Source organism: Synechococcus sp. NOUM97013 (assembly GCF_014279815.1).
Lineage (GTDB): Bacteria > Cyanobacteriota > Cyanobacteriia > PCC-6307 > Cyanobiaceae > Synechococcus_C.
In genome coordinates this window covers 1,615,740-1,633,448 of the sequence record NZ_CP047941.1, presented here as the reverse complement: position 1 = coordinate 1,633,448, position 17,709 = coordinate 1,615,740, and the positions used below count along the sequence as shown (strand labels likewise).

23 protein-coding genes are annotated in these 17,709 nt (G+C 54.1%); 13 read left to right on the top strand and 10 right to left on the bottom strand.

Annotated elements, in window-relative coordinates; all coding sequences use genetic code 11:
* The first annotated feature begins 165 nt into the window (after positions 1-165).
* The 4 genes from SynNOUM97013_RS08870 to SynNOUM97013_RS08855 all read left to right on the top strand — a co-directional run bounded on the left by SynNOUM97013_RS08870 (position 166) and on the right by SynNOUM97013_RS08855 (position 3,435).
* Entirely contained in the window at positions 166-657 is a 492-nt protein-coding gene (locus SynNOUM97013_RS08870; protein WP_186479416.1) for a DUF2214 family protein, read from the top strand.
* An 8-nt stretch (positions 658-665) separates the two neighbouring features.
* Positions 666-1,337, top strand: coding sequence for a peptidase (locus tag SynNOUM97013_RS08865; RefSeq protein WP_370586418.1), 672 nt, complete (start codon positions 666-668; stop codon positions 1,335-1,337).
* Between the two features lie 276 nt (positions 1,338-1,613).
* Positions 1,614-2,594, top strand: coding sequence for a pentapeptide repeat-containing protein (locus SynNOUM97013_RS08860; RefSeq protein WP_186479415.1), 981 nt, complete (start codon positions 1,614-1,616; stop codon positions 2,592-2,594).
* Between the two features lie 226 nt (positions 2,595-2,820).
* Positions 2,821-3,435: a L,D-transpeptidase gene (locus SynNOUM97013_RS08855; protein WP_370586475.1), complete on the top strand. Its 615-nt coding sequence runs from the start codon at positions 2,821-2,823 to the stop codon at positions 3,433-3,435.
* Between the two features lie 45 nt (positions 3,436-3,480).
* Here the strand turns inward: SynNOUM97013_RS08855 and SynNOUM97013_RS08850 are convergent, their stop codons facing one another.
* The 3 genes from SynNOUM97013_RS08850 to hisIE all read right to left on the bottom strand — a co-directional run bounded on the left by SynNOUM97013_RS08850 (position 3,481) and on the right by hisIE (position 7,566).
* Positions 3,481-5,061 carry a hypothetical protein gene (locus SynNOUM97013_RS08850; protein ID WP_186479414.1) on the bottom strand — a complete coding sequence of 527 codons (1,581 nt, stop codon included), beginning with the start codon at positions 5,059-5,061 and terminating at the stop codon, positions 3,481-3,483.
* A gap of 190 nt (positions 5,062-5,251) precedes the next feature.
* Positions 5,252-6,685: a hypothetical protein gene (locus SynNOUM97013_RS08845; protein ID WP_186479413.1), complete on the bottom strand. Its 1,434-nt coding sequence runs from the start codon at positions 6,683-6,685 to the stop codon at positions 5,252-5,254.
* 212 nt (positions 6,686-6,897) lie between these two features.
* A complete protein-coding gene (gene hisIE, locus SynNOUM97013_RS08840) occupies positions 6,898-7,566 on the bottom strand; it encodes a bifunctional phosphoribosyl-AMP cyclohydrolase/phosphoribosyl-ATP diphosphatase HisIE (protein ID WP_186481541.1) in 669 nt (222 codons plus the stop codon).
* A 450-nt stretch (positions 7,567-8,016) separates the two neighbouring features.
* Here hisIE and SynNOUM97013_RS08835 point away from each other — a divergent pair, with 450 nt between their 5' ends.
* Positions 8,017-8,523 carry a 6-carboxytetrahydropterin synthase gene (locus SynNOUM97013_RS08835; protein WP_255442693.1) on the top strand — a complete coding sequence of 169 codons (507 nt, stop codon included), beginning with the start codon at positions 8,017-8,019 and terminating at the stop codon, positions 8,521-8,523.
* A gap of 15 nt (positions 8,524-8,538) precedes the next feature.
* Here SynNOUM97013_RS08835 and clpB read toward each other — a convergent pair whose 3' ends face one another.
* The gene (gene clpB, locus SynNOUM97013_RS08830) at positions 8,539-11,154 is read right to left on the bottom strand and encodes an ATP-dependent chaperone ClpB (protein ID WP_186479412.1); all 2,616 of its coding nucleotides are present in this window, start codon (positions 11,152-11,154) and stop codon (positions 8,539-8,541) included.
* Between the two features lie 140 nt (positions 11,155-11,294).
* Between clpB and SynNOUM97013_RS08825 the strand changes: the two genes are divergently transcribed.
* Positions 11,295-11,504 carry a hypothetical protein gene (locus SynNOUM97013_RS08825; RefSeq protein WP_186479411.1) on the top strand — a complete coding sequence of 70 codons (210 nt, stop codon included), beginning with the start codon at positions 11,295-11,297 and terminating at the stop codon, positions 11,502-11,504.
* A gap of 78 nt (positions 11,505-11,582) precedes the next feature.
* Here SynNOUM97013_RS08825 and SynNOUM97013_RS08820 read toward each other — a convergent pair whose 3' ends face one another.
* The 4 genes from SynNOUM97013_RS08820 to SynNOUM97013_RS08805 form a co-directional block, all read right to left on the bottom strand.
* Positions 11,583-11,876 (bottom strand): DUF3104 domain-containing protein, encoded by a 294-nt coding sequence (locus tag SynNOUM97013_RS08820; protein WP_186479410.1) that lies wholly within the window; start codon positions 11,874-11,876, stop codon positions 11,583-11,585.
* A gap of 273 nt (positions 11,877-12,149) precedes the next feature.
* Positions 12,150-13,376 carry a hypothetical protein gene (locus SynNOUM97013_RS08815; RefSeq protein ID WP_186479409.1) on the bottom strand — a complete coding sequence of 409 codons (1,227 nt, stop codon included), beginning with the start codon at positions 13,374-13,376 and terminating at the stop codon, positions 12,150-12,152.
* Between the two features lie 112 nt (positions 13,377-13,488).
* Complete coding sequence (locus tag SynNOUM97013_RS08810; RefSeq protein WP_186479408.1) at positions 13,489-13,764, bottom strand: hypothetical protein; 276 nt, start codon at positions 13,762-13,764, stop codon at positions 13,489-13,491.
* A 153-nt stretch (positions 13,765-13,917) separates the two neighbouring features.
* Positions 13,918-14,367, bottom strand: a complete 450-nt coding sequence (locus tag SynNOUM97013_RS08805; RefSeq protein WP_186479407.1) for a hypothetical protein — start codon at positions 14,365-14,367, stop codon at positions 13,918-13,920.
* Positions 14,368-14,683: 316 nt separating this feature from the next.
* Here SynNOUM97013_RS08805 and SynNOUM97013_RS08800 point away from each other — a divergent pair, with 316 nt between their 5' ends.
* The 6 genes from SynNOUM97013_RS08800 to SynNOUM97013_RS08775 all read left to right on the top strand — a co-directional run bounded on the left by SynNOUM97013_RS08800 (position 14,684) and on the right by SynNOUM97013_RS08775 (position 16,836).
* Positions 14,684-14,962 (top strand): hypothetical protein, encoded by a 279-nt coding sequence (locus SynNOUM97013_RS08800; RefSeq protein WP_186479406.1) that lies wholly within the window; start codon positions 14,684-14,686, stop codon positions 14,960-14,962.
* Between the two features lie 19 nt (positions 14,963-14,981).
* On the top strand, positions 14,982-15,281 hold the full coding sequence (locus tag SynNOUM97013_RS08795) for a hypothetical protein (RefSeq protein ID WP_186479405.1): 300 nt from the start codon (positions 14,982-14,984) through the stop codon (positions 15,279-15,281).
* Between the two features lie 173 nt (positions 15,282-15,454).
* Positions 15,455-15,736, top strand: coding sequence for a DUF3104 domain-containing protein (locus tag SynNOUM97013_RS08790; protein WP_186479404.1), 282 nt, complete (start codon positions 15,455-15,457; stop codon positions 15,734-15,736).
* Between the two features lie 70 nt (positions 15,737-15,806).
* On the top strand, positions 15,807-16,178 hold the full coding sequence (locus tag SynNOUM97013_RS08785) for a transposase (RefSeq protein ID WP_186479403.1): 372 nt from the start codon (positions 15,807-15,809) through the stop codon (positions 16,176-16,178).
* 161 nt (positions 16,179-16,339) lie between these two features.
* Positions 16,340-16,492 (top strand): hypothetical protein, encoded by a 153-nt coding sequence (locus SynNOUM97013_RS08780; protein ID WP_186479402.1) that lies wholly within the window; start codon positions 16,340-16,342, stop codon positions 16,490-16,492.
* Between the two features lie 113 nt (positions 16,493-16,605).
* On the top strand, positions 16,606-16,836 hold the full coding sequence (locus SynNOUM97013_RS08775) for a hypothetical protein (RefSeq protein ID WP_186479401.1): 231 nt from the start codon (positions 16,606-16,608) through the stop codon (positions 16,834-16,836).
* A 21-nt stretch (positions 16,837-16,857) separates the two neighbouring features.
* Here SynNOUM97013_RS08775 and SynNOUM97013_RS08770 read toward each other — a convergent pair whose 3' ends face one another.
* Positions 16,858-17,022 (bottom strand): hypothetical protein, encoded by a 165-nt coding sequence (locus tag SynNOUM97013_RS08770; RefSeq protein WP_186479400.1) that lies wholly within the window; start codon positions 17,020-17,022, stop codon positions 16,858-16,860.
* A gap of 59 nt (positions 17,023-17,081) precedes the next feature.
* Between SynNOUM97013_RS08770 and SynNOUM97013_RS08765 the strand changes: the two genes are divergently transcribed.
* Positions 17,082-17,387 carry a hypothetical protein gene (locus tag SynNOUM97013_RS08765; protein ID WP_186479399.1) on the top strand — a complete coding sequence of 102 codons (306 nt, stop codon included), beginning with the start codon at positions 17,082-17,084 and terminating at the stop codon, positions 17,385-17,387.
* Positions 17,388-17,423: 36 nt separating this feature from the next.
* Here the strand turns inward: SynNOUM97013_RS08765 and SynNOUM97013_RS08760 are convergent, their stop codons facing one another.
* Positions 17,424-17,591, bottom strand: coding sequence for a hypothetical protein (locus SynNOUM97013_RS08760; protein WP_186479398.1), 168 nt, complete (start codon positions 17,589-17,591; stop codon positions 17,424-17,426).
* Positions 17,592-17,709 lie beyond the last annotated feature (118 nt).

Sequence of the window (17,709 nt, the reverse complement as noted above, 5' to 3'; positions counted from 1 at the left end):
ACATTTCAGACGTAATTTTGAATTTGTTCGGAATTTCGATTTTGTTCGGAGTGTGATCGCAATTGCTTTAGGTTTCTTTGAAGCTCGCGTGCCCTCCCTTTGGCGTGTTGACGCCGATTAATCCGCGCAGTCGCTACTGTCACCAGTGCTTCCTGCACTGCTTCTATGCCACTGGCCACTGTGCTGACACCAGAGATCGCCAAAAGTGCTGGCGTGGCTTACGTGCATTACCTGAGCTTCATGCTCTGTTTCGCCGCGTTAGTGGTCGAGCGGCGACTGCTTCGCCCTGACCCAGATCGACGCGCTGCCACCGCCATGGTGATCACCGACATCATCTACGGCATCGCAGCGCTGGCCCTGCTGGTCAGTGGAATTTTCCGAGTGCTCTACTTCGGCCAGGGCAGTGAGTTCTACACCCAGAATCCCTTGTTCTGGTGGAAGGTTGGTCTTTATCTGAGCGTTGGCGGCCTCTCGCTTTACCCCACCGTCACTTACATCCTCTGGGCGATTCCTTTGCGTAAGGGCGAACTGCCCAAGGTCAGTGAAGCTCTGGCCACGCGTCTGGGCTGGATCATCAATGTGGAGCTTGTCGGTTTTGCTCTGGTACCCCTGTTGGCAACCCTGATGGCGCGGGGTGTGGGACTTCCTTCGGCCTAAATCGCTTGGTGATTCCTGCTGATGTATGCCCTCCTGAACAGGCCATCAGGGTTCTGGAGGGTGAAACGTTGAATGCCTTGGCGGCTGCCCAGGCACCGGGATATGGCACCAAGCTGGCCACGTCGCGCTTCGGGGTTCCTTCCCTGCCCCGGTGGTGCGTCTGGGTCGAACCTTCTAGTGGCCTTGAACCCGATCGCTGGGAGCAGCGCTGGATCAACAGTGTCGATCAAGCGTTGAGCGCATGGTCAACGCTGCTGCCGATCACGCGGGTCGAGGATCCGCGTCAAGCGCATGTGCGCGTGGAGCGCCGGCGACCACCGTTGCGTGACGTCGCTGGCCAGTGGAGAGCTAGTAACGGTCGTGCGTTGCTTCAAATCCTGGAGGTGCGTCGCCAGGATGTGTGGAGATTGGAGCCACGCGTCACGGTGTTGGTGTCTCCCGAACTGCGTGCGCAGTCGCTTCAAGCCACGACTTTGCACGAGCTTGGCCATGCATTTGGTCTTTGGGGGCATAGCGATACTCCCGCCGATGCTTTGGCGCCGGTGCAAGGTGCTGCGCCGGTGCTGAGGCCGTCGGATGGTGATCGACGAACGTTGGATTGGCTGCGTCAGCAGCCGACACGCTTTGGTGCTGAGGTTGAGCCAGAAGCGTCTCGCGATGACGTTGAAGCGCCACGCTGAACCAAGCTGTTGCGCTGACCCTTTCTCGGACAGCAGTTTCAAAACCAGGACTGCTATCTCGTCTAGTTAACAAAGCAATGGGTGCGCAAAATTTTTTTTATCCAAATCTTGCTGTTTAGAGAAGCTTATTGGTTCAGTTTTGTGAGGGTTTAGGCGTTTATGAAATTGCGGCATCGTCTTCGTCTTGATTCTGGCTATGCGTGTGATCGTTTGGCCACATTGAATTTCGGCAGTGAGTCAAATTTGCTATTGATTTGATGTAAAAGCTTGACCCCCATGGGTGTTACCAATTGGATTTATGATTACAGGCTGCCACTTGATGTGTTCGATGGCTACGAAATTAAATCAGCTACACCCGACAGCTCGAAGCCCATCTCAGACCCACTGACAGGCCTCGCTGCTCCGTCTGAAGTCGACCGCGAGATGGAGGTGAGGTCCGAATTAGAAGCGGACTCTGTTTGCAGTTCTTGGGACCCTTCCCAAGTCGTGCGATCTGGGATTTTTGGGGATGAACCCTATCGCCCATTGTTGCCTGATCCATTTAGGCGCCGGGTTGTCGACTGGTCGGCAGCACAGGATCAAAACTTCCGCGGTTGGGATTTTGATTCACTCATGCTTGCACGCGGTGATTTTTCAAGAAGTGATTTTACGAATGCTGAAATGCGGAGTCAAAATGTTTGGTCGGCTATTTTTCAAGACTCGATCCTCTATTCGGCGAGTATCCAATACAGCGGTTTTAGGTTTGTGGATTTTTCTGGCTCCGATATGCGAAGACTGAATGGGATCAAGGCAGATTTGAGGGATTCAAAGTTTAATCAATCCGATTTAAGAGGGGCGAACCTGACGTATGCAAATCTGAGAGATGTAACTCTTAAAGAAGCCAAGATATTCTCAACAATGTTTTTCAATGCATTTCTCGAAGGGGCGTCAATGGTCAATGTTGAAGGAGAGGGGTCTTGTTTTTGTGATGCGCGCCTTGAAGAGTCGACTTTGATTGAATCTGCATTCAATCAGGCAAGTTTTAAAGGGGCAGATTTAGGCAATGCACGTGCTACTGGTGTTGATTTTCGTGATGTGGATTTTACTAATTCTGATTTAAGCGGCACAATCTTTGATGGTGTGGACCTGAGGGGCGCTGAAATTAGAAATGCCACATTGTCAGATGCTGTCTGGACCAATACGGTCTGTCCTGATGGCAGTACGAATACAATGAGTCTTCCATGCTTGGGTGATCAGCAAATTCCTATTCAATTATGATTCATTCGTGTTGACAAAGTTGTTCGAAACACTTGGGGTAAGGGATAAGCCTAAGTGTTTTGCATGGTCAATTTATGTTTTTATTCGTCGATTCGTTCTGGATTCGAGCCGGTAGTTCCATCCTCGCTAGCGTTGCTGTAGTGATTGAAGGTAGACCGTGAAGATCGCAAACAGGTTGCAATACAGCACCGTTCTGCGAGCACTGACATTTGCAGCTTTTGCGGGGATTGTGACCAGCTGCGCCGGGTCTGGTTCCGCTCCATCCGCTGACGGAAATTCGGCTGAGGCGATTCGTATTCAGCTCGATGGTGCTGATCCTGCAGCCAGCACCGGTGAAGAAATGACTGGGGCTGAGCCGAAGCGCTTCCAAGTGGGCTTCGGTCGCAACGGCATCGCCTGTGCAGGAACGCGCTTTGAGGAAGGCTGGACTCCGTTGGGAACGTTCAGGGTGAATGCGATTCTCAGCGCTGATCGCTTTGCCATGGACCCTGATCTCGTCAAGTTATCTGGAAAGAGTGAGGCCTACCTGCGCGAGAACCTCTTCCGCAATATGAGTGCGATTGATTTCAAGGGTGATGGTGAAACCGGTGAGTACGGCGTCGGTTACATCAGCCTTGCTCCCGTTCCTGCCACTCCTCAGCCTTTTCGCTTCAACACATACGACGGTCAATTCCGCTGGTACAGCTTTGCGATCCACGGAACCAACGATGACTCGCGCGTGGGACAAGCCATCACTGGTGGTTGCATCAATGTGAACAAGGCTGTGATGGCCGAGCTGCTTGAAACGGTGCAGTTGGGTGACGAAGTGGTGATCAATTCCGACACGCCATGCACCCCTTGATGCCCAGGCACTGTGATGATTGTTTGGAGAAATTATTTGTCGTTGCTAGTAATTGAAGGCAAAAGAATCGGCGATGAGCGAGTCTCCCTCTGGGCTGTTTAAGGCTTGGCGAAAGCTGTTGAAGTTTGTGTCGTATTGATTTAGGATATTGCCGTTGTAAGCAATCGGATCGGAAGACGGATTGCTAAAGATGAATAGATTTAGAGTGCCATTTATTTCGCCTGGAATGCCGAATGTTTCGTTGTCGCGCGTTGTGACCTTGATCGTGCGTTGCTCAAGTCTCACGTTGCTGTCGCTTGGTTCGAAGCTCCAGTTGGGATCAGCTGGAATCCCAGTGAGAGCGTCACTATTGAAAACAACCGCATTCGGTTGCGTGAATGTGAAAGGGAGACTGGGGATTGGGTAGCCGTCGTTGGTGGGGAGTGGGTTGCCGTCTTGATCGAATCCAAACAGCATGGTGATGTCGTAAGGAAGTTTTAGAATTCCATCATCGTTGAGAGTGATATTGACCCAGTCTGACAGTTGGTTTGTAGTGTTGATGAATGCGGAGATTTGAAAATTATTCTCCAGGCCTGAATCGCTTTGCAAGGCTGAGAGGCCATAGCTAATGGCTGTGTTGTCAATGAACAAGCCATCCAAGGTGCGAGCTAATCCTCGTTCTTTGGCAGTGCTGTGTCCAGCTCTTTCGCTTATCGTTTGCGGTGCTTTCGGATAATTGGTTAGGCCTTGTGGTGTGAGGCTAACCATGGGTGCGAGTTTGTCAGTGTTGCGTGTGGTCAGTGCGTTTAATCCGATTGCAAAAGCTGCAGACGAGTAGACAGAAGGGCTTGTCAGGGGAAGTTGACTCGCATCGCCCTTGCTAGGGATTCGTGTGCTTGAACGCTGAAAACCGCGAACAGAGTTATAATCAATTCTGACATCATTTGTTCCTGCTCCTGTTACTCGAAATAGTGAATTTGTTCCTGCATTGTTGTTGAGTTCAATCGACAATGGAATAACCTGCGCGTCGTTGGGGATGTTGTTGGCGCGAGCTGCTGATTCAATCTTGTTGAGTGGGGAGAACAGGCCGCTTCTGGCGGCGATCATGGGTTGTGGTGGCAAAGCCCTGTCGAAAATATTTCTAGCTCGAATGGCGCTCAGACCAGTCGCGAAGATGAGGTGCTTGTTTTGTGCCCAACGCGTCAGACTTCCTGGTTTGAATTGACCATCTGGTATGTCACCCGCTGGTGCATAAACAAGCTTTTTGACTAATCTCTCCCAATTGAAATCGATCCCATTTTTGTCTGAAAGTAAAGGTAACATGAACGGTTCAACGCTTCTTTGCCCGAACTGAGGAAGCCTTTCGAAAGCCTCTCGGACTTGCCCAAGAAATCCTGAGTTTGTGATGGCATCGGTGCCCGACTTTGATTGAAGTGCTGTATTGATCGCGGTCGAGCTTGCCAGAGTGGTCAGAGCCCAGGTGCCACCGGAATTGGCTGCGATTGCATCGGTGTTGGCAAACAGGTTGCTGAGGTCTCGAGTTTCGCCTCGTTGCTCAAGCGCGTCGAGAGCCCCGGCTGTCATCCCGTAAAGCGCGCTGAGGCTGTTCCAACCACCACCACTGAAAGCAACGAGTTTTTGACTCATTTCCTTTCTGCAAGTCGTATTTCTTTAGCCCATCTGAACTGTGCTGCAGAGCATTGGTGTTGATTCCTAGACGCCTTGGCAAAGCTTGGATTAATGTTGTTCGCCAGATTCCTATTGATGATTGAATCGTCGTCTTGTTGATGGTCGTGGGCTGGAGTGTTGTTATGTGGTTTTGGGCGTGATCAATTGGTTAAAAATTGAATGCCTCTTCAATCAGTCTTGATCCTTCGGCGGTGTTCAGCGCATCCCTGTAATTATTGTAATTTTGATCGTACTGGTCGAGGACATCGCTGTTGAAGGCCATCGAGTCGGAAGCGGGATTGCTGAGAATGAAGAAGCTGATTTCTCCTTCAATGCCCGCTGGAATATCAAATGTTTTGTTCTCTGTTGTGGTGACATCAATCGACCATCGCTGAAGTTCCCATTCGGTTCCATCGAGTTGGTAGCTCCAGTCTGGGCTTGATGCCAATCCAGTGAGCGCATCTGCCTCAAATAAAACCGCATTGGGTTGCATAATGGGTGGAAATAAATCTTGTTTGATATAGCTGTCGCTGTCTGGCAGTGGTTCACCATCTAAGCCAATGCCAAAGAGCATGGTGACATCGAAGGGCAGCTTGATTGATTCACCGTTGTTGAGCTGCACATCGCTCCAGTTTTCGTCGGGGGATTCTGCCTTACTGATGAAGGATGAAATCTTGAAGTTGTCGTTCAGGCCTTGATCGTTTTGCAGTGTTGAGAGGCCGTAAGCCACGGATGAATTGTCGATGAAGCCGCCATCCATTGATCGAATCAAACCTCGTTGCAAAGCGCTGGCGTGGGCTTCTTGTTCGTTGTTCAGTTCAAGGGTGCTCGGATAGCTGAGAATTGTCCCCCTGGCCATGCCGACAAGGGGGGCAAGGTTGCCAGCATCTTGCCCCGGTACTGAATTCCCCAGCGGTGACAGCGCTGCTGATGACATCACAGATGGGAATGTCAAGGGCAGTTTGCTGGCATCCCCTGATGATCTGATGGGTGTGGTGGTTCTGATCAACCCAGCTGACGATTGATAGTCGATGCCTGCTTGGTTGCTACCCGGAATTCGAAAGATCGATCCGGGCGCACTGTTGCTGTTCAGCTCCAGTGAGAGAGGAATAAGCTGCGCTTGCTCAGGGATGTTGTTGGACCGGGCAACAGCCTCCACGTCATTGACGAATAGCAGTGCTTGTTGGTTCTGTGCCACCACGAGTGGTTGTGGAGGTAGCAGGCGTCCATCAGCTTTGGCGGCGCTCAAGCCGGTGGCAAAAACCAGTGGTTTTCCTTCCGTCCAGTTCAAGACTTGGTCGGAGATGAACGGGCCATTGGGTGTGTCAGGCGCCGGTCTGTAGGTGAGATCCTCAACCAGTGGTTGCCAGTTGTAGTTGTATCCCCCCTCTGCTGACATCAGATAGTTGAGATAACTGAGCGCACCGTCGAACTCCCCAAAACGGGGCAGTTGTTCGAATGCCTTTCTCACCTGGCCGAGATAGCCGGAGCCTGTGACCGCATCGCTTCCTGCGCGTGTCTTCAAAGCATCGTTGATGGCATTGGAGCTTGCCAATGTCGTTAGAGCCCAGGTGCCGCCTGAATTGGCGGAGATCACATCCACATCGTCAAACAGGCTGGTGAGATCTCGTGTTCCCCCTTTCTCTTCAAGAGCGTCAAGCGCTCCTGCTGTCATTCCATAGAGCGCACTCAAGCTGTTCCATCCACCACCGCTGAAGGCTGTGAGTCGCTGGCTCATGCTGCTCTCGGATTCCAACGGCCCAATTTTTCATACCAAGGTCTGTTGTTGAACTCGATCCACGGCGTTTCGCGGCTTCAGTGACGCCGCGGCGCGCCCCGACGGGCCGCCAGCACCGTTTGCACTTGCCTCCAGCTCACCCCGTGATGGGCGAGTGCGACCTGCATGTGGAACAGGATGTCGGCGGCTTCACCGGCAATTTCATCGGCATCGTTGTCTTTGCAGGCCATCACGAACTCAGCGCTCTCTTCGCCGATCTTCTTGAGAATGCGGTTGTCGCCACCCTCAAGCAGCTTGTTGGTGTAGCTCCCTTCCTCAGGCGCGTCGCGTCGGCCTTCAATCACCCGCATCAGCTCGGTGCAGGCATCCGCGGGGGGAGGCAGGGCGTGTTCGCCGCCTTCGCTGCGCTGGTCCTCTTCCTCGAAGAAGCAGCTGCGTGCACCGGTATGACAAGCCACATCCCCAGTCTGTTCGATGGTGAGCAGCAGGACATCGGCATCGCAGTCGTAACGGATGCCGCGCAGCTTCTGGGTGTGGCCGCTGGTGGCCCCCTTGTGCCAGAGCTCTTGTCGCGACCGACTCCAGTAGTGGACTTCTTCGCTGCGCAGGGTGTGTTCCAACGCCTCGCGATTCATCCAGGCCACCATCAGCACGGCACCGTCAAGCCAGTCCTGAGCGATCGCGGGAATCAGGCCGGCTTCGTTGAAGCGGAGCTGATCGATGAAAGCTGGAGTGGGGGACTGCATCAAGCCGTCGCGCACGCAGAGGAGATTGCGTCGATCTTCGCGCAGCACGGTTCAGAGGTCGTTGTTCCTTGAGGTGGGCTGACTTGCGTCAACGGTCAATCTGACGACAAATCAATTCAATTCCCACACTCACAATATTTGTAATTCGCGGATTGATGTCCGCGGGACTCTTCGATATCAACGACCGCAATGAGCCGACGAGGAATGCATCCTTCCCTGATGGTGTGTAACACCCCCAAACGTCAACATTCACGACCAGAGAAGGCCCCGAATGAAATCACGGGCTTGGAGTCTCCTCAGCGGCGTCGTTTCCTGAGGGAGCAGCGCAACGATCAGGCTGCATCAGCGCAATCCCGCTGACTTTATTTCTCTGCGCAAGGTTCCGCCATGGTGCAAGGCTTTGCCATGGTGGATTAAGGGAGCTGCGTTGGATGCAGCCAAAGTTCGACCTTGATCAGTCATTCGACAACCGTCCAGCGTTCGGAGCCGCCGGTTCCGTTCACTTGCAGCAAGCAGTTTGAGGGCTATCCGTGTTGTCACCGGCAGTGGCAGCACCCTGGCCATTGCCGCTTCGTGCATGGCTACAGCCGCAGTTTCACGTTCTGGTTTGCCGCCACTGGGTTGGATGCCTGCGGTTTCGTGGTGGATTTCTCCAGCCTCAGGCCTCTGGAAAAACAGTTGCGCGAGCAGTTTGATCACACGTTCCTTGTGAATGCTGACGATCCGCTGATGGAGCAGTGGCAGGCGCTGCATGCGCAGGGTGCTTTGGATTTGCGGGTGATGGACAACGTGGGGATGGAAGCCACAGCCCAGTTGGTGTGGGGCTGGGCCAACCTCCTGTTGAAGGAGCGAGACGGTGGTCGCTCTTGCTGCTGGAAGGTGGAGGCCCGGGAGAACCGGGCCAATGGCGCCTGTTACGAAGCTGTGCCGGATTGGTTTTCTGCTTCGCAGCCATGACGGCAACGTCGGCGATCAGCGCAGCACCAACTCCGCCTGCTCATCGCTTCCGTGAACCGGCTCCACCTCCACATTCACGGTGGCGCCATCCACGTACCGCCCCGCAAGGATGGCTTTGGCAATCGGGGTTTCCAGCTTGCGCTGAATCGCCCGCTTGAGCGGACGTGCTCCGTACACCGGGTCATAGCCGGCATTCGCCAGCCAGTCGGTGGCCCCGTCGCTGATGCTCAGATCGAGTTTTCGATCCATCAAGCGGCTGCGCAGTCTCTCCACCTGCAGGCTGACGATCTGGCGTAGCTCATCCCGCCGGAGGCTGTGGAAGATGATCTGATCGTCGAGGCGATTGAGAAATTCCGGCCGGAAATGGCCACGGAGGGCTTCATTCACCCGACGTTCCATCTCCTCGTGCTGGCTGTCATCGCCCCCGAGATCCAGAATCGATTGGCTGCCGATGTTGCTGGTGAGGATCAGCACCGCATTCGTGAAATCCACCGTGCGCCCCTGCCCGTCGGTGACGCGGCCGTCATCGAGGATCTGCAGCATCACGTTGAACACATCGGGGTGCGCCTTCTCCACCTCATCGAACAGAATCACGGCGTAGGGCCTGCGACGCACCGCTTCGGTGAGCTGACCGCCCGCCTCGTAGCCCACGTAGCCCGGAGGGGCTCCGATCAGACGGCTGACGGTGTGCTTTTCCATGTATTCCGACATGTCGATACGCACCATGGCCTCTTCACTGTCAAACAGCTGTGCTGCCAGGGCTTTCGACAACTCTGTTTTCCCGACGCCTGTGGGTCCAAGAAACAGAAAGCTGGCGATCGGTCTGTTGGGATCGCTCAGGCCGGCGCGTGAGCGCTGAATGGCATCGGCCACGGCCGTGACAGCTTGCTGCTGTCCCACGACACGTTCATGCAGCTGGGTTTCAAGGCCCAGCAGTTTGGCCATTTCCGATTGCACCAACTTGGCCACCGGGATCCCCGTCCATTTGGCGATCACCTCGGCGATGTCGTCTTCGGTGACCTCCTCGCGCAACAGTGATTTTTCCTGAGCCGTCTCATCGTCGGCGGCGAGTGCAGCTTCTTTCTCTGCCAACTGCTTCTGCAGGGTGGTGAGGGTGCCGTACTCCAGCTCTGCCGCTTTGTTGAGGTCGTAGCTGCGCTTGGCTTGCTCCACCTGCAGTTGCACGCGTTCGATCTCTTCCTTGAGATTGGAGAGTTCATCGATGGCGCCCTTCTCCTGTTGCCACTGAGCATTCAGGGTGCTCTGCTGTTCAGCTAGTTCAGCCAGCTCGCGTTCCAACCGCTCCAACCGTTCCTGACTGGCGGCATCGGATTCACGGCCCAGAGAAAGTTTCTCCATCTCCAGTTGGAGAATCTTGCGATCGATCTCGTCAATTTCCTCCGGTTTGGAGGTGATTTCCATCTTCAAGCGCGCTGCTGACTCATCCACAAGGTCGATGGCCTTATCGGGCAAAAAGCGATCGGCGATGTAGCGACTGCTGAGCACCGCTGCGGCCACCAGGGCGCTGTCGGCGATGCGCACGCCATGGTGCACTTCGTAGCGCTCCTTCAGGCCACGCAGGATGGAGATTGTGTCTTCGACCGTGGGTTGGTCGACCATCACCTGCTGAAAGCGGCGCTCCAGGGCTGGGTCTTTTTCGATGTGTTGGCGATGTTCATCCAGCGTTGTCGCACCGATGCAGCGCAATTCACCACGGGCCAGCATCGGTTTGAGCAGATTGCTGGCATCCATGGCTCCGCCTGTGGCGCCGGCGCCCACCACGGTGTGGATCTCATCGATGAACAGCACGATTTGTCCTTCAGAGGACGTGACCTCCTTCAAGACGGCCTTGAGGCGCTCCTCGAATTCGCCCCGGTATTTGGCACCCGCGATCAGGGCGCCCATGTCGAGGGCGATCAGCTGACGGTTCTGCAAAGCCTGCGGGACATCGCCATTGACGATGCGCTGGGCGAGCCCTTCAACGATGGCGGTTTTGCCGACGCCCGGTTCGCCGATCAGCACCGGGTTGTTCTTGGTGCGGCGGCTGAGGATCTGGATGGTGCGGCGGATTTCTTCATCCCTGCCGATGACGGGATCCAGTTTCCCTTCACGAGCAGCAGCAGTGAGATCGCGGCCGTACTTCTCCAGGGATTCGTAGGTTCCTTCCGGGTTCTGATCGGTCACGGTTTGGCTCCCACGCACGGCATCGATTGCGGTTTTGAGGGTTTTCGGTTCGGCACCTGCCTGGCTGAGCAGTCGCTTGCCGCAGCGGGAATCCTCGGCCAGCGCTAGCAGCAGGTGCTCGATGGAGATGTAGCTGTCCCCATAGGCCTGCTTCAGCGTCTCGCTGCGATCAAGCAGGCCGTTCAGGCCACTCCCCAGATACACCGACTCCGGTGGTGTCTGCAGTGAGGGTTGCTGGGAGAGATGACTTTCGACACTGCTCTGGAGGTTGGTCGGGCTGACACCGGCTTTTTCAAGAATGCGGCTGGCAAGACCGTCCTGCTCCAGAAGGGCCAGCAGCAGATGTTCTGTTTCCAGCTGCTGATGTCGTCGTTTCTGGGCCAGGTTCTGGGCCGAAAGGATCGCGGCCCAGGCCTTTTCGGTGAATTGTTCGGCCGTGGGTTGCATGGTTCCGTTGGTGCTGAGACAACCGTATGGGTGATTCCAGCTCATGAGGTCCGGAGGACCGATCCCAACGGGTTCGGCCTCCCCCCTGATGCGGTCAACCGGTCAGGATCTGTAGGGTCCACCGCACACGCTGAAAGGTGATGTCAGAGGTCAACGCTGTGGATCCGAGCCTGGTGCTGCGATTGGTGGCACGTGTCCGCGAGCTGTATGGTCCGACGCCTTCTGATCTTGAACGGATGTGCTGGACCGTGGTGCATGAGCATCACCACGCTGCGATGCCAACGGAGTACGACATCCGGGAAGTTGATGAGGATTTGTACATGGCAGTGCTGACGGCTGCTCGTCAGTGATTGCAACAGGGTTGAAGGATTGCATTAACAGTCACTCGTTCGGGTCCTCCGTTGCATTGCCCAATCAAGTCATCGTTCTCAGTCCATTAGCCCGTCAAGTCCGTGAAGGATGTGGCTGACCAAGTCGGCATTGACCCAGCGAATGGTGCCGTCATCGACATCGGCGATCTGAAAGACCGAATTCACGTCGGGTTTTCGTGCTCCTCCCTCGCAGAACACCACCATCCCCATCCACCAATCGTTGTCTGGTGACTCTCCCGTCAGGTGGTTGTGTTGGACGATCACGAGCTGACCCGACCGCACACTCAGGAAGACGGGATCAGGGGAATCGGAGTCGGGTGCTGCCACGCCAGTGAAGTGGTCGACGCTCATTTCCTTTTTGTTAGTACTGACGTTCTATTCATGGAGTTGTCGCTTGGCAAGTGACCACCGTTCGAGCACAGCGGGAGCCCCTGGTTTCAGCCCGTCATCCGCTCCGTTCCCGTTTCGCTGAGCGGGTAAGCCAGCTATGAAAAAGCCCCGCCTTGCGACGGGGTAAATGTTCTGCCGGGAGATCGATAGCGACAACCACGCCCCCTGCTTTTCCCTTGCGGGTTTTGTATGGCTTTCAGACGCTGGGCATCAGGCTTCCCGACGGGAGTGGGATCAAACGACCGTCACCTGAGATGCATCAGTGATGTCTGCAAAGAGCAACATCTGATCGCTATCCACCCCGTAGACGAGGCCATCAGCAGTTGCCGTAAACGAGCCACCAGCGATGCCTTGGACGACATCCTCGCCAGCGGTGTAGTCCTGAACGAGTGCGACTCCTTGACCAGCAATGGCTTGGAAAGTGTCAGCCCCTAAATCGCCCCAGACCGTACCAGCACTGACCTGCAGGATGTCGTTCTCAGAGCCCCCGCGATAAGTGACGCCATCAACGCTGCCTGCGACAACGTCTTGGCCTTTGTTTCCGTTGACTTGAGTACCAGCATCTGCACCGATGACTTCAAGCCGGTCGTTGTCAGCGCCGCCGAGGTAACGGCCTTGACCACCTCGGATGCTGATGTTGTCAGCTCCATTATTGCCATTGGCAAAATTGTTGAAGCCACCAACAACCTCAAGGAAGTCATCACCTCCTAAGAGTCCGAGATTGATGCTCGACTGATTGACAAGTGATTCGGCACCATTACTCAGGAAGCTTCTTCCATTGACCGTAGTATTTTCTATAGAAAGAATGTTTGTTGCAGTAGAAGTGGAGCCTGGATTGCCACCACCACTGCTCGAAGGCTGCAGCAAAGTGCTTGATATAGGTATTTCCTGTGTTCCCATGCTGTCATCTTCGCTTCCCCATATTGTCAGCAACGCTTGAAGATCGGCGTCGCTTGGTGATGTCCTGAACTCAATCGATTGTCCGGGGTTGTATGACATTGCTGTGTCGTCCTGATCCCATCGCAAGTCAAAACCAGGCTCACCAATTCCCAATGCATGCATAAACTCATGGGTAAAAGTATTTAAGTTTGAATAGTATGATTCGCTAGTGTCCCAGAGGATGTCTAGGCTAATCCAGCTTTGCTGTAGTGACGCCAAGCCTAGATAGTTTTGATACGTCCTGTCTTCAAGAAAGATATCAATGTCTGATGTTGCGAAATCGTTTGTTAACTCAAAATCTAAATCGATATAATTGTCAATGTCATTGATCACTTTTTTCATGAAGTTTATGTCTTCATCTGTGTAGTATTCCGAGTCGTCTTGAAAATAGATGGACACTGTTTCGCCATCTAGCATGTAATTTTCATATAGGTTCTTGACTGCATCGCTCCAATACCCAGTCGATAGCACATTTTGTAGGGCTCCGTTTGTAGTCATTGAGCTGAGGGTGTGGAGGGTCAACCCCTCTCGATGAGCACATCATTTTCGCAATCAGCGATCCAAGCGATGATCCTGCTCACTTTCTGGTGTGACTTAGGTCACAGGGCTGCAGAAGCCATGTAATGACTGGGTTTCAAAGCATCACTCCCCTGTTCTGGCCCGCCATCTGATCTACTTCCTCCTTGCTCAGTTGTGGCAGTAGGAAGTCCCGTGTCAGCTCATCCACCACATCCATACTCGGCTCGTCTAGACACATCTCCAGCAGCGTCCTGAACCTGTTTGGGTCATTGATACGTACGCAAGCAGCAGTTCCATCATCAGCGTGACGCTCGTCAGCGATTGAAACGGGGTTGATGGATTGCCTCATCGTATTGAGCTTTTTCTCTGCTTTCTTGTTTGTTGTCGCCATCACTCGAGTGAGCTTGCTTTTTAACTTTCTCCCCGTTTCGGGGGATCAAAGGCTCACCCTCCAGTTCCACGTCATCATCCGACCAGCTCCCGCTTTGCTCAGCAGCGGCACTTGAAAGTCCACCGTCTGCTTGTCGAGTCAATGCAGTGCATCTTACTGATAGTACGGGCTATCTTTGAAGCCCTCTTCGTAGATAGTGCAGAAATCGCTGGCCAACTTTCCCACCTCTTTGTCCAGAGTGTCTAAAATTTTGATATTGCCATCGAATATTGTAAATGCCCTGTAGACGCCTTCTCTGCAATTAATCTCTCCTGGCGACCAATATCTATACCCATCATCTGTCACGGAGTTGTTGCTGCTGGGAATTAAGAATGCCCAATTCATCCGCCCTGATTTCACATCGCTCACCTGCCAGGAAACAAGAGCTCCGCTGCTCATTCGCCCCCAGCCGGCTTCCCAGGTGGTGCTCCCAACCGAAGGCGCTTCTCCCCTTGCAAATGCTGGCGGGCTTGCCATCAGCAAAGATGCCAGGCCAAGCAGGAGGCACTTCATCGTGGTGCGACGTGTTTGGCTATTGATAGCGACTGGTAGTGGTTCGTTCATCTGATGTGGCAAGGCCTAGAGGGTGAGGCTTCAGTTGCGTTCGAAGGTTCAAGGCCCTGCCTGCAAAAATCAAGCTGGCGACCACTGGCCATAGATGCTGAAGGCGTCGATCAAGCGCAAGCACAGCTGGGGCGTTGCAGTGCGATGCCTGCACCGCACCTAATCCACTGGTCTGTATGAAAACAAAGCATCGATGCTCTGACCCAGCTTCATGCTTCTCTTTTTTCGTTTTGTTTGAGATTTTAGGGCGGCCCCTCGATCGTTTTTGCACGAATCGAACCACCTGGTGTTCTGAGCGCCGCTACAAAACAGATGTGTGGCGACTCCCCTGTTGGCGACTTTTGAGCATCGTTTTGTGAAGACCGAGCTTCGTCAAAAAGCGGGAACTAATGCGCTTCATCAATGCTTTGTTAACGGGAAAGAAGAGAAGAGCTTTGTCACGTTGGATGCACTCGTCCAGGCCTTCATGATCGAGGGCTTTGAGCTCGATCGTCACGTTGAACCTGGGATGGCGCTGGATGGAACGGTCTCCGTTGAGGCCTCCCCCTTCGGTGGTACGTCCCACTGGCTCTCCTTTAAGCGTCAAACTTCCTAGAGAATCCAGCAGGACCGCTTTGAGCGACGCAAAATTGTTTGCCTATCTGGTGACCTTGGCCTACGGCGATGTCGACGCCCCCACCCTGGCCCAAGTGGTGTTTCTCAGTGATCGTGAGGCGGAGGATGCCGGTTCTGTGGCGACCTTCTTGCTTCAAAACGCGCAGGCGCAACCACCCCAGATGCCACGTTTTGACTGGACGACTCTGAAGGTTCAAGGCAGCCAGAGCCTCAGCCAGGACGAGCTGAGGAAGTTGGTGGCTGCTGCAGCCAAGGGGCAGGTGGGTGTTGGTCGTGTATCCCCGTTAAAGCTGCGCTGAATTCTGATTTGCAGGCTCGTGTCGGACCGCCGCTATTCAGCCGCAGAGGTGGTGTTTTGATGCTCAATAAGTCCTATTGCTTATGGACTGCTGTTTCAGAGCGCCCTAAAAATCCACCGATGCCTTCGGCATTGAATCAAGTGTGAGGCTCTTGTCAGTTCTGATGGAGAGCGATGCCATTGCAAGGAAATCGTCCACCGTTCATTGGCTTGAAAGCCGGTGATCTTGTGTTGGTTCAAGCCACGCCCAATCCTGACCCTTCGGATACGGATTGGTGGATGGGTTGGATTGTGCGTTGCGCCCATCGTGCCCAGTGCATTGATGGCACCACGATGTATGAAGTCAAGGATGCCGACACCGGTGAACTCCGATCGGTGGATGCCGAGCATGCAACACGCTTGGTTCTTGCTGGTATGGATGCCACCAAAGTGGTCCCTTTGGTTCCCATGTCCTGAGTTGTTGTTTGCTGTGCATTAGGTCTGAGAGAATGAAATCTGGTCTTTCCGGAGCGGAGCTGACGGATCGATGGGAAGCAAGTCTGGTTTTACGGCGCGAGAAGTGGAAGAGATCAAACGTCTCTACCTCGAAGAGGGTCGTTCTCATGCTCAGATCGCCAAGATTGTGGGACGTGGGAGTGAGAATTCCGTTCGTAATGCACTTGTGAAGGCGCGTGTGAGTCGCGCCGGTGGTGAAGGTAAAAAACTGGACCGGTTCAAGCCCGGACAGACCTATGGAAAAATCACATTGTTGAAGCAGCTCGTGAAGTCAAAGAAGCTTCGTTATCACGTTGCTTGTGATTGTGGTTATGAGTTTGATGTTGATCCTTATTTATTGACGCTTGCGGATGGTCACAAGAACAAAATTGCCATGTGTCAGCAATGCAAAGCTTCGCAATGAAGGGGAGCGAGTGGAAAAGCTTTCCTGAGGTCGAAATCCAACCACGATCCCTGTCGCAGCTGTTTCCCAAAGGATTTGTTGATCCGAAGCGGTGAACCCTGTCCATTCGCGACAAGCCGTGGTCACAATGTTGAGGGAGGGGTGTTTGTCGGCATCGCGCTATGGACAAGAAGGCTTGGTGGCATCGCTTGAGTGTTTATCTGCTCGGGGTGGTCGACGAATACTGGGCGATGCGCGAGCCATCGCAGTATCACGATCACAATCCCCAGTGCGATCTGGACCCTGATCCCACACCGTCGGAGGCTGTCGACTGAGGTTGCGGCCCAATAATTCTCAGCGCGGATCGTTTCCCCCTTGTTGCTGAGTGCTGCCATCGTGCTCGGCTCTGGCTAACGGTTGAACATCAGCCCCAGAACGGAGTGTTCGAATGCCCGTGATCAACATCTCCGGGGAGAATCTCCCCAAGCTGGATCAGGTGGCTGAGTTTTGGCCGGGGACCATTCAGCAGTACTGGCGTGATCAGGAGGATCGGCAGAAGTCTCTTTCGGCAAGGCTGCTGGCGGAGTCCATTCGATTGAATGGAGCTTCGCGGCCTCGCAAGCAATTGTTTGCCAAGCGCCAGAGTTTCACTTCTCCAGCCCATCGTCAGCAGCGCTAAGCCGTCGGGTTGAAGGGACTGTCAGCGCGGATGGTGGCCGTTCAGATTCATTGTTGCGGCCTTCAGAGCTTCTTCACAGGCAGCCCTGTCGTCGCGGTCGATGTCTCCGTGCTCACCATTCAATCGGGCCGTTAAAAACGCGATTTCTTCGTTCCAGTAGTGGCTGTCTTTCGTGTCATTAGCCATGGCTTCAGGTGAGTGCAGCAAGATGTCCGCCCTACCATCCCAGCACTCGAGCGTGATGGATGTCTGCTGTTGTCCCCGATGATTTCGACTATGCCGCTGAGATTTCTTTTCTCGAGATCAGAGAACAGTTTCCGCTAATTGACCCTGAGAGTCTTTCCCCAAAGGATGTGCTGGCCATCCTTCTCCACCTTTTCCAGCAGAAGCCAGGCTTCCTTGACCGTGGTCATGACACCAATAATTCGGAAACAGCCTGGGTGAACGGCTATCTCTACCGGTTGCTTGCAGGCACCGATGCCGAAGGAATGGAAGCTTTCCAGGTGGAGTGCATTGGCTCAAGCGTCGACCGCATGGCTGAACTGCGCTGAAACGCTGCTCGGTTGCTTGGCAGCCTTTGTCTTTGGTCAATCCAGATTGGGGCGATCCGTGAGGTCGCACTGATTGATCCCCTGGGCATTGGGATCGGCCTCCTTCAGGCGCTGAAGAATGTTGCGCAGGTCTGCACCTGCCAGTTCACCGTTGCGTTCCCATTTCAGGCTGGTTCCGCGGCGGTTGTGAACGGAATCGTGCATGGCCCATTGGAAGTGGGTGAATTGTCGGCGCGCGCGGCCCCAGCACGAAAGGAGTGCGGCTAATCCTTAAAGGAAGTTAAAAATGTAGTGGTCGCTACATAGTCTTTGTCGGGCTCGC

Excerpts from the sequence above, each read along its gene's own strand:
- SynNOUM97013_RS08870 (WP_186479416.1), top strand. The coding sequence starts at position 166 with ATGCCACTGGCCACTGTGCTGACACCAGAGATCGCCAAAAGTGCTGGC.
- SynNOUM97013_RS08860 (WP_186479415.1), top strand. The coding sequence starts at position 1,614 with ATGGGTGTTACCAATTGGATTTATGATTACAGGCTGCCACTTGATGTG.
- SynNOUM97013_RS08850 (WP_186479414.1), bottom strand. The coding sequence starts at position 5,061 with ATGAGTCAAAAACTCGTTGCTTTCAGTGGTGGTGGTTGGAACAGCCTC.
- hisIE (WP_186481541.1), bottom strand. The coding sequence starts at position 7,566 with ATGCAGTCCCCCACTCCAGCTTTCATCGATCAGCTCCGCTTCAACGAA.
- clpB (WP_186479412.1), bottom strand. The coding sequence starts at position 11,154 with ATGCAACCCACGGCCGAACAATTCACCGAAAAGGCCTGGGCCGCGATC.
- SynNOUM97013_RS08825 (WP_186479411.1), top strand. The coding sequence starts at position 11,295 with ATGTCAGAGGTCAACGCTGTGGATCCGAGCCTGGTGCTGCGATTGGTG.
- SynNOUM97013_RS08820 (WP_186479410.1), bottom strand. The coding sequence starts at position 11,876 with ATGAGCGTCGACCACTTCACTGGCGTGGCAGCACCCGACTCCGATTCC.
- SynNOUM97013_RS08810 (WP_186479408.1), bottom strand. The coding sequence starts at position 13,764 with ATGGCGACAACAAACAAGAAAGCAGAGAAAAAGCTCAATACGATGAGG.
- SynNOUM97013_RS08805 (WP_186479407.1), bottom strand. The coding sequence starts at position 14,367 with ATGAACGAACCACTACCAGTCGCTATCAATAGCCAAACACGTCGCACC.
- SynNOUM97013_RS08790 (WP_186479404.1), top strand. The coding sequence starts at position 15,455 with ATGCCATTGCAAGGAAATCGTCCACCGTTCATTGGCTTGAAAGCCGGT.
- SynNOUM97013_RS08785 (WP_186479403.1), top strand. The coding sequence starts at position 15,807 with ATGGGAAGCAAGTCTGGTTTTACGGCGCGAGAAGTGGAAGAGATCAAA.
- SynNOUM97013_RS08780 (WP_186479402.1), top strand. The coding sequence starts at position 16,340 with ATGGACAAGAAGGCTTGGTGGCATCGCTTGAGTGTTTATCTGCTCGGG.
- SynNOUM97013_RS08775 (WP_186479401.1), top strand. The coding sequence starts at position 16,606 with ATGCCCGTGATCAACATCTCCGGGGAGAATCTCCCCAAGCTGGATCAG.
- SynNOUM97013_RS08770 (WP_186479400.1), bottom strand. The coding sequence starts at position 17,022 with ATGGCTAATGACACGAAAGACAGCCACTACTGGAACGAAGAAATCGCG.
- SynNOUM97013_RS08765 (WP_186479399.1), top strand. The coding sequence starts at position 17,082 with ATGTCTGCTGTTGTCCCCGATGATTTCGACTATGCCGCTGAGATTTCT.
- SynNOUM97013_RS08760 (WP_186479398.1), bottom strand. The coding sequence starts at position 17,591 with ATGCACGATTCCGTTCACAACCGCCGCGGAACCAGCCTGAAATGGGAA.